Source organism: Psychrobacillus sp. L4 (assembly GCF_042944905.1).
Lineage (GTDB): Bacteria > Bacillota > Bacilli > Bacillales_A > Planococcaceae > Psychrobacillus.
Genome location: NZ_CP168496.1, coordinates 3,231,935 through 3,248,854, shown reverse-complemented (window position 1 = coordinate 3,248,854; position 16,920 = coordinate 3,231,935). Strand labels below are relative to the sequence as shown.

Genomic DNA, 16,920 nt, shown 5'->3' with positions numbered 1-16,920 from the left:
TTTAACAGTGTGAATACCTACCTGAAGACTGCTTCCTTTTCCATATACTCGTTTAACATAATTGTATGTTAAGACGAAGAGCATGGCGGGATTTGCCCTGTCAAGCTTTTTTTCTTTTGTTAATTTTTGTTGACGATGAAAATGCCTTGTAATACGCAAGGCTAATGCCCGCAGGAGCTTTCTATCCATTTTACGTTTAGCCGTGAAAATGGAAAGGTAGGTGGACTCTTGCGGGCATTTTTTTATTACTCAAGGAGGAATACACATGAACACAATGACATATGAAAAATTACAATATAACGAACTAAAGGAAATGGTGAAATTTTATTGTGTAAGTAGTTTAGGGAAGGAATTACTGGATAAGCTTCAACCAAGCTCAAATAGTAAAGTGGTTAAAATTAGGTTAAACGAAACGACCGAAGCAAGGAAGTTATTAGATGCAGAAAGCCATCTTCCACTGAAAGGAATATCTAACATAAATCATCTGATGGAGAAGCTTGAAAAAGGAATGATACTAGGTGCATCTGAATTAGTTGCAATATCTGATTTCTTAAGAGGCTGCAGAGTAATAAAAAAATTTATGGCGGATAAAGAATTTTTTGCTCCTGTATTACATGCTTATTCCCATTCGATGATGGAATTTAGGGAGATAGAAGAAAGTATTAATTACTCAATTAGAGGAAATAGAGTCGATTCGGAGGCTAGTAAAGATTTAAAGCGAATTCGAAATCATATTGCTAAAACAGAAGAAAAGATAGAAGAACGTTTAAATAAATTTCTAAAGAGTGGTGCAAATAAAGAATATATTCAAGAATTTTTTATAAGTAAAAAAGATGATCGTTTTACGATTCCTATTAAAGCTTCTTATAAAAATCAGGTGGAAGGAACGATTATAGAATCTTCTTCTAAAGGGTCAACTGTATTTATTGAACCAGCTGCTATTTCCAAGTTAAATGCAGAATTAGCAATGCTTAAGGCAGAGGAATCGATGGAAGAGTATCAAATTTTAGCGACTATATCAGGAGCTATTTATGAAGAAGTTAGACAAATTAACATCAATATCGAATTAATAGGTCAATATGACATGATTTTTGCAAAAGCGAAATATAGTAAAAGGATGGATGCAATAGAGCCGAAGTTAAATAATCATGGTTACATCAAGTTGAAGAATTGCAAGCATCCTCTTTTGCAAGGAAATATTGTTCCTCTAGACTTTGAAATTGGAAAAGACTATCGTAGCTTAATAATCACAGGACCTAATGCTGGCGGGAAAACAGTAGTACTAAAAACAATAGGCATACTAACACTAGCTGTCATGTCAGGCTTTCATATTGCGGCAGATGAAGGGACGGAAATAGCAATTTTCGATTGTCTATTTGTGGATATAGGTGACAATCAAAGTATCGAAAATTCACTTAGTACCTTCTCGTCCCATATGAAAAACATCTCCGAAATTATGAATGCCTCGACGAATAACACACTTCTCCTTTTTGATGAAATCGGAAGTGGTACTGAACCGAACGAGGGCGCTGCTCTAGCAATTGCTATACTCGAAGAATTTTATCAGATGGGATGTATTACAATTGCGACAACGCACTACGGCGAGATAAAGCGTTACTCGGAAGTTCACGGTGATTTTATGAATGCCGCGATGCAATTCAACAGTGAAGAATTGGAGCCAATGTATAAACTTTTAATTGGTAAGTCAGGAGACAGTAATGCTCTATGGATCTCTAGGAAAATGAATTTACGTGAAAAGGTACTGCAAAAAGCGCAGTACTATATAGAAAATAAAAACTATGATTTAGAACTCGTGAAAGAAAGTAAAATAAGAAAGCCAACTCAGCCTCCTGTTCAAGAAGTAGTAAGTTATGAATTCGAAGTGGGAGACAGAGTGAAATTAACAGAAAAAGATGACTTTGGTATTGTGTATGCGAAAAAGGATAGTCTCAATAATGTCTTAGTGTTCTATAAAAATGCAATAATTAAAGTAAATGCAAGAAGAATGGATCTTGAAGGAAAAGCAACCGATTTATATCCAAAAGGATATGACTTAAATTCTTTATTTCTTAGTTATGAAGAACGAAAATTCCAACATGATATGGAAAGAGGATCCAAAAAAGCGTTAAAAAAAGTTTCGTTAGAAATTAAAAAAAAGCTTAAAGAATAGTTGTTTCCCTATCATAGATGGATTTTCAAAGTTCTGCATGTTTCTGGTCTCGTTTAACTTTTGCTAAAAGGTCTCATATGTTAGATAATTGAATGTAAGTTGAATTAGAGAGCTAAAAGAATTTATCAAAGGAGGAATTTGGAATGGAAGAAAATACAGGAAAAGTAGAAGTTGGCGAAATTTTTACTGTACTAGACGAAAACGATCAGGAGCAGGAAATGGAAGTACTAGGTCTGTTAACTGTTGAGGACAACGAATATGCTGCTGTTAGCTTTGTAGACGATATCGAAGGAGAATCGGAAGAGGATATTGATATTTTCTTTTTCCGAGTGGAAGACGATGAGGAATTATCCATGATCGAGAGTGACGAGGAATTCGATAAAGTATCTGCAGCATTTAGAATAGCAGAAGAAGATTAAACGGGTTTGTATTGCAAATGAATACAGAAAAAAGGGAAAAGCGGTGATCTAGCTTTTCCCTTTTTGTTTCTAATATTACAAATCTCATTTCGGCATAACAATCCGAATAACAGTCCCAAGACCAATTTTACTTCGGATAACTAGGCCATATTCATTTCCATACGTAACTTTAAGTCGTTTATGTGTGTTGATCAGGCCTATATGATTGGAATGTTCCGCATTAGAGTTCAGTCTTTCTTGGACTTCTACTAGTCTTTCAGTGGTCATTCCTTTTCCATTATCAATTACGGATATTTTTAAATGATCGCTGGTAGATTGGATTTTAATTTTAATGCTACATCTCTGTCCTGAAATCATTCCATGCTGCAAGGAATTTTCGATAAGGGGTTGTAGGATTAGTTTTTTTACATGGTACTTTTCAATGTCTTCTTCAAATTCCCAAATTACTTCGAATTGATCTTTATGTCTAATTTTTTGAATCTCGATATAGTGGATTGTATATTTTATTTCCTCCATGATTGGAACCATTTTGTTTTCTTCATCTAGCGAATATCTTAAAATGGCTGCTAAATTTTCAATCATCTCATTTAATTCATTGGGGCTTCCAGTCAAACCAATAGCCTTCCAATTAATCGTTTCTAATGTGTTAAATAAGAAATGGGGATTGAGCTGCGATTGTAAGGCTGCAAATTCCATTGCTTGCTCTTTATACTTTTGTTCGGACAGATGAAGTTTTAAAAGGTTGTGCTCCATAAAGTTTTTAGAAATGTGATGAATAATATAACTGTGTACATCATGAATACGGGAAGGCATTGGAGGCAATGATTTCCCCTGTTCAGCGGATTCAAAGATAGATAGAATCATTTTAACATCATTCGCCATCTTCTTGGTTAAATAAAGCGTGAGGGCTGTACTGCTTATAATACATATAAAAAATAATATTAATACTATATTTAATAGACGTTTTGGTACATGGTATAAGCTTTGATGTGGGGTAACGGATATATAGCTCCAACCATATTTTTTAGAAGTAATTTTGGATACGACAAATGATTCATTATTAAAGTCTGCTTCAAAAAAAGAGTTTGGTTCAGAAATAATTCGATTAATGTCAGACTGTTTTAGATTGTACTCTTTGTCTTTAAAAATGATGTTGTTTTCATTATTTACGATGAATAAACTTTGTCCCTCGGTCGTTACTAGATTCGCTAACCGATCCTCTATATATTCCGACTTAATATTCAACACTAAAACACCATCATGATCAATTATTCTGCGATACATAGTAATTAGATTTGCTGGAGTTTCAATTTTGTCAAACAAAGTTTTATTAATTGTTCTTTTTTCGGACCAAGTCAATTCTCTCCCGGTATAGTAATAGAAGTTATTAAACCAAGAATAATCCGGATATTTAGCTAAATTGACTAAACCACCTGTAGTGGAAGTAATAAATTTTCCAGAATTGTTTTGAAAATAAATATATACAGAATCGATATAAGATCTTGCACTGATAGAAGAATTAATAAAATTTTTAAGTGAAGCTAAGTCCTTATAATCTTTTAGAGTCAGTGTACGTTTGTCCATCATCGTTTGCAAGTTATTAAATTCGTTTGCATTTGCAATAATATATGAATTTAGGGAATCAAGATCATTAAAAATCAATTCCATATTTTCTTTCGTTTGTTTCAATAAGTTCATGTTGTTATCGTTTATAGTCTCTTTTACATATTGCTGGATTAAAAAAATCGACAACGTTCCCATTACTAACAATGGGATTAACATCGGAATTAAAAAATTTGTTAAGTTTTTAAAAAAATAGGCCCGATAGTATTTATTGTTCAATTCTAATCCCTCATTCCTCGTTTCTATATTCTCTCGGTGTTTTGCCGAAGTGTTTTCTGAATGAACGGGTGAAGTTTTTAGAATTGCTATAACCGACCATTTCACTTATTTCGTAAACTTTAAGCTGCATATCGGACAATAATTCCGCTGCCTTTTTCATTTTCATACTGACAACGTAATCTGAAAAGTTACCACCCGTTTTTTCTTTGAAATATTTACTAATATAATAAGGGTTCATATGTACTAACTGAGAAGCACCTTCCAATGAAGCTTCTTTGTAATTTTCATGTATATACTTTTGTATTATTTCCACAGTTTTATCTATTCCCATGTTCTTCTGAACAGAATGTTTAGATTTCTTTTTTTGATCTAATTCTTCTTTGATTCTTGAAAATATAGTTGATAACTCACTATATTTTGTAGGTTTAGATATATAACTCTTCACTCCAAAGTTAATGGCTTGCTGCGCGTAATTAAAATCTTTATATCCACTTAAAAAAACAACTATAATAGGTGAATTTTGTTCAAATAACTTTTTAGCAACATCAATACCCGACATTTCCGGCATTCGAATATCGCTTAGAATCACATCAACTGAATGGTCACATATAAACTCCAAAACTTCTACCCCATTTGCAGCCTGTCCAATAATTTTAAAGCCTATGTCTTCCCATGGAAAATAGCTACTTAAACCATTTCTAATTTCGTATTCATCATCAGCTATTAGTAGTTTGTACATGAAGTTATGCTCCTTTAAATTGTTCGAATTATTGTATATTAACTTATCACTATAATACTATATTCTGAAATTTTATCTATTGACTCCCTTAAATTTTGATACCTTTTAACTGTAAGGAGTAGAAACACGTCAATATAAGATACTAAATATAAAGTGAAAACCCTTTTTTGCAACATTAAATTAATGTTTAATTAATATCAAGTTATATTTATCGGAATTTTAATTCTATTCATATAATTAAAAAGGGGAAATGAGAATATGAAACATACAGATGAGTGCGTGTTTGTTAATGGAGAAATTTTCACTTCAAATTTGCAACAACCATATGCCAACGCAATGGTAGTACGTGATAGCAAAATCGTATGGATTGGTGATCAAGCGGACTTAAAAGATGAAAATAAAGATGTTATTGATCTACAAGGGCGAAGAGTGCTTCCTGGGTTTATAGATGCGCATTTGCATCCGTTATATTTGGCGAAGGTATCCAACCAAATTTCTTGTATGCCTCCAATTGTTCACTCTATTCAAGAACTTATAGTAAAGATTCGTGAACAAATAGAAGTTGAAGGAACTCAAGGTTGGATGGAGAGTTGGGGTTATGATGAAGGGAAATTAGCTGAACATCGGGCGCCAACACGTTGGGATCTAGACCAAGCCTCTACAGAAGTTCCAATTGTTATTACCCGAACATGTGGACATAGTGTTTCTGTGAATAGCAAGGCATTAGAGTTAGCCGGCATTCATAAAGACACACAAAATCCTCCAGGAGGAGAGATTGATAAAGATTCAAGTGGAGTCCCAACAGGTATTTTGCGAGAAAACGCAAAAGACTTGGTTAAAAAAGTGATGCCGATTGAAACAATAGAAGATAATGCTACTACACTAGCTAATCTCAGTCCCAAATTGCTTGCACATGGAATCACTGGAATTACAGAGATGATGGCTAAATGCGAGCCAGTTGATTATTTAGAAATATATAACGAAGCGAAAACGAAAGGGCTTAAGCAACGCACGGTCCTCTACTACGTTTGGGAAGATTTGATAGAACAGCCTTCTATAGATGTAAACAGATTAAACAAAGAAAATCAGATTCATATCGGTGGAATCAAGTTATTCTCTGATGGAAGTGTATCTGGTCAAACAGCTTGGGTGGAAACATCGTTTATAGGGGAAAATGAAAACTTTGGAATTCAAACGACCTCAAAAGAAGAATTATTGGCAGCAGCTGATGCGGCAGAGCAAAATGGTATTCAATTAGTAGTTCATGCAATGGGTGAGCAAGCGATTGATCTAATCGTAAATACTTTATATGAGAAAAAAGGATGGTTAACGGATGCTCCTTCTATACGAATTGAGCATGCAGCTATGCCTACTAAACTAGCAATTAGCCGTGCGTCAGAAGCAGGAATTGCTTTTGTTCCTCAACCAATTTTTCTTTTCGCTGAAATTGAAAGCTACTTGAAAAACCTAGGTACTGAGCGAACGAAGAAAACATATCCGGTCAAAACAATGTTAGAAGCTGGAATAAAAGTAGCATTTTCTTCCGATGCACCTGCTACGGCTTGGGCAGATCCCGTAAATCCATTTGTAGGAATAAAATCAGCTGTTACACGCATTGCCTATGATGGAACAGATACAGGTAAAGATCAGCGAATAGATTTACCTACTGCTATTACCTTATATACCCGAGGAGCTCAGGAAGTAACAGGAATCCCAAGCGTTGGACAACTAGCACCGGGCTACTTTGCTGACTTTATTGTGCTGGATCGGGACATTCTTAACATTAACCCTGTGGAAATAGATCAGGTTTATGTGGAAGAAACGTATATGAATGGTCAATTAGTTTATCAAAAAAAAGTAGATTTAGTTTGATATTTTGAACAGTGAAGGAAGCGAAGCTCTATGATTCAAGTAAAAAAACTCGTTAAATCATTTGGTTCCTTAAAGGTATTGAATGGCATCGATTTGACTGTAAAGGAAAAAGATGTTGTTGTTTTAATAGGGGCAAGCGGCTCTGGTAAAAGTACTTTGCTTCGCTGCCTAAATTTTTTAGAAGTGTATGATGAAGGAGAAATTTGGATTCAAGGGAAGCATATGGTACCTGATAAAACGGATTTAAATAAAGTTCGTTCAGAAGTAGGTATGGTTTTTCAACATTTTAATTTATTTCCTCATAAGACGGTTTTAGAAAATATTATTGAAGCACCTATTTATGTGAAAAAACAAAAACCGGACAAAGCAAAAGCACTTGCTTTGAATTTGTTGGAAAAAGTAGGCCTAAGTGATAAAGCAAATGTCTATCCTGATAGCTTATCAGGAGGACAAAAACAAAGGGTGGCTATTGCAAGAGCGCTCGCTATGGAGCCGAAAGTGATGTTATTTGATGAACCAACATCTGCTTTAGATCCTGAATTAGTAGGGGAAGTATTGCAAGTGATGAAGAAACTTGCAACAAGCGGAATGACTATGGTTGTGGTGACGCACGAAATGGGTTTTGCACGGGAAGTTGGAGATCATGTTGTTTTTCTAGATAAAGGACAAATTTTAGAACAAGGTCATCCGGATACTTTTTTTGACAATCCGCAAAATGAACGTACGAAACAATTTTTAAATAGAATTTTAACACCTGGGAGGGTATAAATAATGAAAAAGAAAAAAGTGATAAGTCTAATGTCAACAATTCTATTGGTTTCAGCATTACTATTCGGATGTAGCTCAGGGAAAGACGCCGAAAAGTCAGGTGAAAAAACAGAGAAAAAAGAAGAATTTGTATATGCAATGAGTGGTTTATATAAACCATTTAACTATAAGGAAGATGGTAAATTAACAGGTTTTGATGTGGAAATTGGTGAAGCATTAGCTGAAAAAATGGGAATGACAGCAAAATCAATTACGTTCCCATTTGAAACCATGATACAAGGTCTAATTGATAAAAAGTTTGATGCAATTCTAGGAAGTATGACGATAACGCCAGAACGATTGAAAGTAGTAAATTTCACTGATACTTATTATCGTTCAGGTTCGCAAATATTTGTTAGCGAAGATAATACCGATATTAAGTCTGCTGACGATGCAAAAGGAAAGAAAATTGGGACTACACCAGCAACGAATTATGAGCAGGACGCTCTAAAGTTAACAGATAAAGCGAATGTAATAACTTATCCACAAGGGGACATCGGAGCTTTAATGGATTTAGAGACAGGCCGCGTGGAAGCAGTAGTTGCTGATAATATTTTTGGGCAAATGGCAATTGATACTGGTAAATTAAAAGTTAAACCTGTTGGTGATTTAATTGGAATTAATGAGCAAGCAATTGCTGTGAACAAAGATAACCAGGAATTAACAGACAAAATAAATAAAGCTTTAGCAGAAATTATTGCTGACGGAACATATGAAAAAATTAGTATGAAATGGTTTGGCTTCAATCTGATGGATGAAACCAAATAATAAATAATCTTTATTGAAGTTCAAAATAGAAGGGCTATAAAAAGTCCTTTCTTCTTATTAATAATGGTTATTGAGATAACTGCTTTAGCTGTGAAGGCTTTAATAATTTTTCAATGGAATATTCTATAATCAGAGTGGGTGGTATAACATGTTAGAAATTTTTAGTTCAAATTATGGTGTATTATTTGATGCGCTACTTGTAACACTCGGAGTGACTGTATGCTCTTTAATTTTAGGGAGTTTGATTGGTCTGCTGATTGCTTTTTTCAGTATTGCTAACATAAAAGTTTTAAATTATTTTGCATATATTTATTTGGCGATAGTTCGCGGAACGCCTATGATTGTCCAAATTTGTATTCTTTATTTTGGTATTTCTTCTATTCTTACATTACCTCAGTTTTGGGCGGGTGTAATCGCGTTGGCTGTACATAATGGAGCCTATATTTCTGAAATATTTCGAGGATCTATACAATCAATTGATAAAGGCCAAATGGAAGCCGCTCGTTCAGTGGGAATGACATATCCACTAGGCATGAGAAGAATTATTTTGCCTCAAGCTTTCAAACGCGCCATTCCTCCATTAGGAAATCAGTTTATTATATTGTTGAAAGAATCAGCATTAGTTGCTTATATAGGAATGTCTGATTTATGGGGAACGACAATGTCTATTGCGGGAGCAAACTACCGACCACTGGAAACATACATGGTTACTGGGGTGTTCTACTTAGTACTAGTGTTACTCTTCACTTATGCGTTTAGCAAAATGGAAAAAAGGTTCAATCTTCAAACGAAAGTTTAGTATTTACAAATACAATGAAGCATGGTGGTAAAGGAAGAGTTTTTAACTCTCTCTTTATCCCATGCTTTTTTTATAATCCATTGAGTACAGGGGCGCTAGAGCAACTGGTGAATTGATTGCTTACCAGACTAATTTAGTTGTCATTTGCCATTTATTTTTCTATATTCTTTTGGATGAATCGAACATTCGAAGGGTAGACTAATTTGGAAGCTTTAATGGAATGAAAATTTTAGGAGGGTTTTGTAATGATAGAGAAAATGGGAAGCATTGAGGTTGGCGATATTCTTTCGGTGATGGATCGAGATAATCAGAAGCAAAAAATTGAAGTGATCGGTCTACTTACTATAGAAGATAAGGAATATGCGGCTTTTGCATTTGCAGATGATGGGCAAGAAAAAAACGAGAAAGAGGTAGGTGTATTTTTTTTCCGAATTGTAGATGGTGAGGAGCTAGCAGAACTAGAAACGGACGAAGAGTATGAAAAAGTATCTGCAACTTTTTTAGTAATGCTAGAAGCTGGATAAAAGGAATACTTAAGCAATAAGAAAGGTGCCTTTCAGGATTTTATCGAAATAAGCGAACAATTATAAGATTTTCTACCTAATCCAAATATTAGATAGAAAATCTCTTTTTTTATTTTAATGGAATGTTTCCGATCGATCATTCATAGACTCTATAGAATTGCTTCCAATTGCCATTAGAAAGGGAATCATGAAAAATCGATTCTATTTTACAGTGTTTAGAACTCAATTAATACACAACTGGAACAGGAGGATTATATTGGCTAAGTTAAAGAAATTTAGTTTTGCACTAACTTCTTTCGTATTATCACTAGGAATGTTATCAACCATTGCATATGCTTCTCCAACAGGAAATGAAGCACCACAAAAAATCCAAATTCAAGTAGCGGCTACCGAAAAAGTTTTCACCAAAAGTGATTTAATCAAGAGATTTCAAGAACTATTCCCAAAACAGTTTGACTATTTAACAGCTAGTGATTTTCAAATGGGAACCGGTTACTATTATTATGATGATAAAGAGGTACGGTATAATTTATCCTTCAATAAGTTGCTCAATGGCAAATCCGTGTACGGTAACGTTGGATTTATAGGAGAGAATTTAGAAATCGAACAGTTTTATTTTCAACCAACGAATGAAAAAGATGCATTATTTCCTGCAAAAGTATCCAAAGAAGAGGCAAGAAAAATTGCAAATGAATTTATGAAAAAATTTATTACGGACGAAGAATATCAACTAGAAACGGACTCTTTTAACTATTATCCTCAACAAATTTTAACAGAGCCAATTCGTTATAACTTTTCCTTTACTCGCACCAAAAACAAAGTACCCATTTCTGATCAAAGAATGGAGATAACTGTTCTAGGAAATGGAGAAGTGACTAACTTTTACATGAACCCTTATAAAAGACCTGCTACTTTTGAAGCTACTAAACAATTACTAGATAAAGATAAGCTATTAAAGAAAGTGAAAGAAAATCTTTCTATTGAGTTACAATATCAGTTAGATATGGACTACAGAACAGGTGAACGGCGAGTTAAGCTCGTTTACCAACCATCGTCCCAAATACAAGGAATTCAAGCTTCTACTGGTAAGTGGCTTACTTCAAATGGTTACTTAAAAGAAAGTCCAAAGAAAACAAAACTGGAAAAGATTTCAGCGAAACCAATTCCGCCAAAACATAAAGGAGTTACTTTAGAAGAGGCAAAGAAAATTGCAGAAAAATTTATCCAATCAAAATCCAAGCCGGATAAAATTAAACTTACTATTAACGCAATAGACGAAGTTCAAAATTATAACGGCCAGAATGTAATCCGTGTGGACTATATGTATGACTATGCGAATGGTGGACGTGGAACAAGTTTGGAAATTAATAAGAGTACCGGTGAAATTATTCAATATTACGATATCACAAGGGACATCTTACAACAAAATGGAGAAAAACCGAATAAAGAGAAGTTGCTGACGCAAAAAGAAGCGCTTACACAAGCAGTAAAATATGTAAAAGAGATGATACCATCCTATCTACACAATTATGCCTATCCGGTAGACGACGCTTATTTTGATGACATGCAGCAATCCTATAACTTCTCTTTTCCAAGAGTGGTAAATGGCATTATGGTGATTGGAGATCAAATTAACGTAAGTATTGCAGGAGACGGTTCTTTAAATAACTTGTATATCAATTATCAAGAAATGGAAAAATGGCCTTCAATAGATAAAGTAATTACTGAAAAAGAGGCGTTAGCAAAATTAAAAGAGTCCCTAAGCTTAAAAATTACTTATCTCAAACCAATGCAAGACAAAAAAAATCATTATGATTTAGTATATGTACCTGTTTTTAACGAAAACTCATTTAGCTTTTTAGATGCTACTACAGGAGAATGGAGTAGCTTAGACAATGGAAAAAGTCCAGATGCAATTTCACATCCTTGGGCTGAAGAAGAATTAAACTATCTGATTAGCGCCAAAATATTAGATGTTAAAGATATTAAAAAATTTAACGGCGATGCCGCTATCTCAAAAGGGGAAGCTTTAAAAGTATTGTTAAATTCCCTCACTTATTTCTACGAAGGTATGTATTATTCTAATAACGAAAATAAAAAACAAACGTTTGATAACATTGACCCTAAACATCCTTTATACCAAGCGATAGAACGTGCAGTAGATATGGGCGTAATTAAACCAAATAGTAAAAGCTTTGATGTGGATACTCCTATCACAAGAGAAGAATTAGCTGCATGGTATATAAGAGTACTAGGTCAAGAGCAATCGGCTAAATATAGTAATATTTACAAACTTGATTTTGCAGATGCAAATAAGGTTCAAAAAGAGTATTCGGGCTATGTTGCTATAGCAAACGCTATTGGTTTATTTAAAATGGATAATAATCAATTCAACCCTGCCCAAGAAGTGTCATATGCAGAGTTAGCAGTTTCAACAATTCTTCTTGCCCATGAAATTTCTGAAAATCGAAATAGTTTCAGATATTAATTAAACGAAACCATCCATCCTAGACAGATTTCAATAGAGAGATATTAGAAATATTAAGATGCAAACGCTTAAGAGGTTTTCTATCTAATCCATGTATTAGATAGAAAGTCTCTTTTTATATTTTAAATGAATGTTTCCTCTCCAACTACCATAGACGTTATAGAGATTTTTGCAATTACCAATAGAGATGAAAAAATAAAAGTAATCGTTTTCATTTTACATAATCTAGTGTACAATTTAATTACTACTGGAATAGGAGGGTTATCTTGTATAATTTAAAGAAATTTGGAATTTTATTAACTTCTTCAGCGTTATCTCTTGGAATGTTTTCGTCTATGGCACATGCTTCAACTTCAGTGAATGGACAACCAGAAAAAGTGCGGGTTCAGCTAGCTGCCACAGAAAAGGTTTTCTCAAAAAATGATTTAATTAAGAGGCTTCATGAGTTGTTTCCAAAAAAGTTTGATTTTCTATCGAATAGTGATTTCTATATGAATAGTGGTGGTCGCTATTATCCCGAAGATGATGGTACGTTACGTTATAATTTATCTTTCCATAAGACAGTAAATGGAAAACAAGTGCATGGTGGTGTTACATTTGTTGGTGAGGAATTAGACATTGAGCAATTTTACTACCAGCCACCAGTTGAAAAAGAATCTTTATTCCCTGCAAAGGTTTCAAAAGACGATGCTAGAAAAATTGCAAGCGATTTTGTTAAGAAATTTTTAGGGGGAGCCGAATATCAGCTAGAAACAGACCCTTTAAATTATTATCCAAGCCAACTGCTATCAGAACCAATTCGTTATTCCTTTTCTTTTGCTCATACGAAAAATCAAATATCCATTAACGATCAAAGAATAGAAATAACGGTTCAAGGCGATGGTGAAATCGTCAATTTTTCTAGAAATCCTATGCAAAAGAAAGCTTTTACCTTTGATGATGCAAAACAAATAAAAGATAAAAATGAGATATTAGAAAAAATGAAAGAAAATCTATCTGTTGATTTGCAATACCAAATTAATAATGATTATCGAACCGGTGACCGTAGTGTTCAACTCGTTTATCAACCTACAACAAATTTGCGTGGAGTTCATGCTTCAACTGGAAAGTGGCTAACTACAAACGGATATTCAGAAGAATTTCCTAACAAAACAAAAATCGAAAAGATTTCAACTAAAGTACTTCCACCAAAACAAAAAGGAATGACTTTAGAACAAGCAAAGAAAATAGCTGAACAGTTGCTCTTCATTAAATCCGATAAAGTAAAATTAAACATTCAATCGGTTGAAGAAATAAAAAATTACAACGGACAAGAAGTATTTAGTATTCAATATATGTACCAATATGCAAATGGTGGATCTGGAACGAGTCTTGAAATAAATAAACAGACAGGTGAGATTGTTCAGTACAATGATATGACTAGCGACCTCCTAGAACAATATGGAGAGAAATCTAAAGAAGAGAAATCTCTTACTGAAAAAGAAGCGCTCACTCAAGCTATAAAATATTTAAAAGAGTGGGTTCCATCTTATCTACACGACTATGCACTACCAGTAGACGAACCTTATTTTGAAGAGAGACAAGGCACTTATAATTTCTCTTTCCCTCGAATTGTAAATGGTTTAGTTGTTATGGGTGATCAAATTTATGTAAGCATAGGCGGAGATGGTGCTTTAAAGAGCCTTAATGTCAATTCTCAAGATGTAGAAAAATGGCCATCTAATGATAAGGTTATTTCTCCAGAGGATGCAAAAGCAATTTTGAAAAAGACATTAAGCTTAAAACTTAATTATATGAAATCAGATAATAAAAAAGACAATCTTCACTATGATCTAGTGTATATGCCATCATTTAATGAAGATGCATTTAGTTTTTTAGATGCTAATTCAGGGGAATGGAATAGCTTATATAATGGAAAAAGTTCGTCTACTATTTCTCATCCTTGGGCAGCAGAGGAACTTAATTATCTTATGAATGCTAAAGTTTTAGATATTAAAGATACTAAAAAATTTAATGGTGATGCTTCTGTTTCAAAAGGAGAAGCACTAAAAGTGTTGATGAATTCACTTACTTATTTTTACAACAGATATAATAATGAAACAGAAAATAAGACTCAAACGTTTAAAAATATAGACCCTAAACATCCTTTATACCAAGTGGTCGAACGTGCGGTTGAAGCGGGTATTATAAAACCAAATAACCAAAACTTCGATTTTGAATCTCCAATTAAAAAAGAAGAACTAGCAGTTTGGTATATCCGAGTTCTAGGACTAGACCAAGCAGCAAGAAATAGTAGTATTTATAAACTTGACTTTGCCGATGCAAATAAGGTGAAACCAGAATACGCTGGTTATGTTGCTTTAGCAAACTCAATGGGATTATTAAAGACCGATCAAAATAACTTTTACCCAGATCGAGAAGCGACGTATGCAGAATTAGCTGTTTCAATTATCCTGCTAGCACATGAAATATCTGAAAAAGGAAATAGCCTACGTTATTATTAACTATCAATCATTTCAAAACCCTTTACCGTATGAGAAATCAAACGGTGGAGGGTTTTAGTTTGTCCTATTTAACTAAAAGCTGGATTATTCCAACTAAATTAAGAATCTAAGTACTTTATCGATAGTGGAAACAAATCAATTAGGCAAGAGATTAGAGAAATTTTTTCTTTTCTTTACAATAGAGAGACCCTAACACATTATTTAAATTGTGTTAGGGTCTTGTATATTGTTAGACTATTATAGGTCGCTGGTTAAATGTGTGATTTTCTTTGCAATTTTAATAATTATGGTTGTACCACTACCTAAAGTTGAATCAATCGTAATGCCGTAATCCTTGCCATAATAAAGCTTAATACGCTGATCTACGTTCTTAATGCCAACCCCCCCAAGCTTAGCGATTTTATCAGTTGCTTTCATATCTATTTTAGTTACATCAAAGCCTTCACCATTATCTTTTACGGTAAGGAGAATATCTTCTCCGCTTTCTACCGCACTTACTTGTATATGCCCTTGTTTATTAAGGCCTCGTATGCCGTGATATAATGCATTTTCAACAAGAGGTTGTACAATTATTTTAGGTATTTCTAGATTTAATAAAGAATCGTCACAGTTAAAGTTATATGCAAGCTTTTCTCCGTATCGCTCTTTTTGAATGAAAAGGTATTGTTTTACATGTTCAAGCTCATACTCTACAGTTGTCAATTCGTTCCCACCGCTAAGAGATAGGCGGAAAAACTGTGCTAGTGCTTTTGTGATTTCTATTACCTTTTCACTATTGTTAAACTCGGCCATCCATACAATCGTATCGAGAGTGTTATATAAAAAGTGGGGGTTAATTTGGCTATGCAATGCACTGATCTCGGATGATCTTAGATGTTTTTCTTTTTCTGTAATTTCCTGCATTAGCTTTTCGATTTTATGTGTCATTATATTAAAATGTTTTGCAAGACTTTGCGATTCATAACAACCTTTTTCATCGATCACCACTTCTGATAAGCCATTCTCAATTTCTTGCATAGCTTTCTCAAGCTTTTGGAAAGGGGCAGTTATTTTACCTGCAAAAACGACTACACTGGAAGAAGCGATAATTAGTAAAACAAATCCAACCAATAGAAATATTTCTATGAGTTGTTTTTTTATTGCAAGTAGACCGTCTTGAGAGGAAACTCCTACGAGTAGCCAATCTGCATTTTTGAGATGATAGGTATTGGTAATTGTATTTTCTTTTGAATCATAGATGGCTGAATTTGCCACAATTTCTTGAAGTGATAGTTGTTTTGCAGAATCCTTAAAGTATGAAGGATCTGCATGATAAACTACTTCCGAATGGTCATTGAGAATAAAGGAAAAACCCGTTTCTCCCAAATCAAGATTAGTAAGATAATCTTCAATCACCTTATACTCAATGTCTATTAAGAGAACTCCTATATTATTACCTTGATTGTTTTTTATTTCGCGACTTATGGAAATGACCCAATTGTCTTTGTCCATCGTAAAATCCTGCATTCTTGCGGAAGTGAGAACGGGCGTATTTCCGCTTTTTATGGCTGAAATATACCAGTTTTCCTTCATCATATCGCTAGACATACTCATATTTAAGCCGCTTTCATTCGAAAGAATTTGACCATCCTTACTAACAATAATGACAGATTTTATGAAGGAATCAGAAGCAATTATGGTATTAATGGTGGAAAGAATATCTTCCTTCGTATTTGGATCTCGCTGCCTGTCCGAGAAATAACTTATAAGCTGTGGATTTTTGGCAAGTAATCCTGAAACAGCTTTCAAACGATCGATATAAAGATCGATGTACATGCCGCTTTTATCAACAGCGGTCTTTGTACTAGCAGCAGACTCGCTTAGTACAAGCGAGGAAATGCTATAAAACAAAATAACCCCCATTAGCAAGAGGGTTAGGGCGCTTGCAGATAAATAGTGAAGGGCTATTTGTACACGCAGTTTTTTCATCATGTTAGAACGAAACATGG

12 protein-coding genes are annotated in these 16,920 nt (G+C 34.0%); 9 read left to right on the top strand and 3 right to left on the bottom strand.

Annotated features, from left to right (window positions below; translation table 11 throughout):
• Nucleotides 1-265 precede the first annotated feature (265 nt).
• Nucleotides 266-2,170, top strand: coding sequence for an endonuclease MutS2 (locus ACEPXG_RS15685; protein ID WP_391204395.1), 1,905 nt, complete (start codon nt 266-268; stop codon nt 2,168-2,170).
• A 143-nt stretch (nt 2,171-2,313) separates the two neighbouring features.
• On the top strand, nt 2,314-2,589 hold the full coding sequence (locus tag ACEPXG_RS15680) for a DUF1292 domain-containing protein (RefSeq protein WP_391204392.1): 276 nt from the start codon (nt 2,314-2,316) through the stop codon (nt 2,587-2,589).
• Nucleotides 2,590-2,673: 84 nt separating this feature from the next.
• Here the strand turns inward: ACEPXG_RS15680 and ACEPXG_RS15675 are convergent, their stop codons facing one another.
• Nucleotides 2,674-4,431: a sensor histidine kinase gene (locus ACEPXG_RS15675; RefSeq protein ID WP_391204389.1), complete on the bottom strand. Its 1,758-nt coding sequence runs from the start codon at nt 4,429-4,431 to the stop codon at nt 2,674-2,676.
• A gap of 10 nt (nt 4,432-4,441) precedes the next feature.
• The gene (locus tag ACEPXG_RS15670) at nt 4,442-5,170 is read right to left on the bottom strand and encodes a response regulator (protein WP_391204386.1); all 729 of its coding nucleotides are present in this window, start codon (nt 5,168-5,170) and stop codon (nt 4,442-4,444) included.
• A 258-nt stretch (nt 5,171-5,428) separates the two neighbouring features.
• On the opposite strand from ACEPXG_RS15670, the gene ACEPXG_RS15665 reads away from it, so the two are divergent.
• The 7 genes from ACEPXG_RS15665 (at nt 5,429) to ACEPXG_RS15635 (ending at nt 14,932) form a co-directional block, all read left to right on the top strand.
• Nucleotides 5,429-7,042, top strand: a complete 1,614-nt coding sequence (locus ACEPXG_RS15665) for an amidohydrolase (RefSeq protein WP_391204383.1) — start codon at nt 5,429-5,431, stop codon at nt 7,040-7,042.
• Nucleotides 7,043-7,072: 30 nt separating this feature from the next.
• On the top strand, nt 7,073-7,810 hold the full coding sequence (locus tag ACEPXG_RS15660) for an amino acid ABC transporter ATP-binding protein (protein ID WP_391204380.1): 738 nt from the start codon (nt 7,073-7,075) through the stop codon (nt 7,808-7,810).
• 3 nt (nt 7,811-7,813) lie between these two features.
• Nucleotides 7,814-8,617: a transporter substrate-binding domain-containing protein gene (locus ACEPXG_RS15655; RefSeq protein WP_391204377.1), complete on the top strand. Its 804-nt coding sequence runs from the start codon at nt 7,814-7,816 to the stop codon at nt 8,615-8,617.
• A 148-nt stretch (nt 8,618-8,765) separates the two neighbouring features.
• Nucleotides 8,766-9,416 carry an amino acid ABC transporter permease gene (locus ACEPXG_RS15650; RefSeq protein WP_391204374.1) on the top strand — a complete coding sequence of 217 codons (651 nt, stop codon included), beginning with the start codon at nt 8,766-8,768 and terminating at the stop codon, nt 9,414-9,416.
• Nucleotides 9,417-9,661: 245 nt separating this feature from the next.
• Complete coding sequence (locus tag ACEPXG_RS15645; RefSeq protein ID WP_391204372.1) at nt 9,662-9,940, top strand: DUF1292 domain-containing protein; 279 nt, start codon at nt 9,662-9,664, stop codon at nt 9,938-9,940.
• Nucleotides 9,941-10,196: 256 nt separating this feature from the next.
• Nucleotides 10,197-12,428: a YcdB/YcdC domain-containing protein gene (locus ACEPXG_RS15640; RefSeq protein WP_391204369.1), complete on the top strand. Its 2,232-nt coding sequence runs from the start codon at nt 10,197-10,199 to the stop codon at nt 12,426-12,428.
• A 266-nt stretch (nt 12,429-12,694) separates the two neighbouring features.
• Nucleotides 12,695-14,932, top strand: a complete 2,238-nt coding sequence (locus ACEPXG_RS15635) for a YcdB/YcdC domain-containing protein (RefSeq protein ID WP_391204366.1) — start codon at nt 12,695-12,697, stop codon at nt 14,930-14,932.
• Nucleotides 14,933-15,169: 237 nt separating this feature from the next.
• Here ACEPXG_RS15635 and ACEPXG_RS15630 read toward each other — a convergent pair whose 3' ends face one another.
• The gene (locus ACEPXG_RS15630; RefSeq protein WP_391204363.1) at nt 15,170-16,918 is read right to left on the bottom strand and encodes a cache domain-containing protein; all 1,749 of its coding nucleotides are present in this window, start codon (nt 16,916-16,918) and stop codon (nt 15,170-15,172) included.
• Nucleotides 16,919-16,920: the final 2 nt, after the last annotated feature.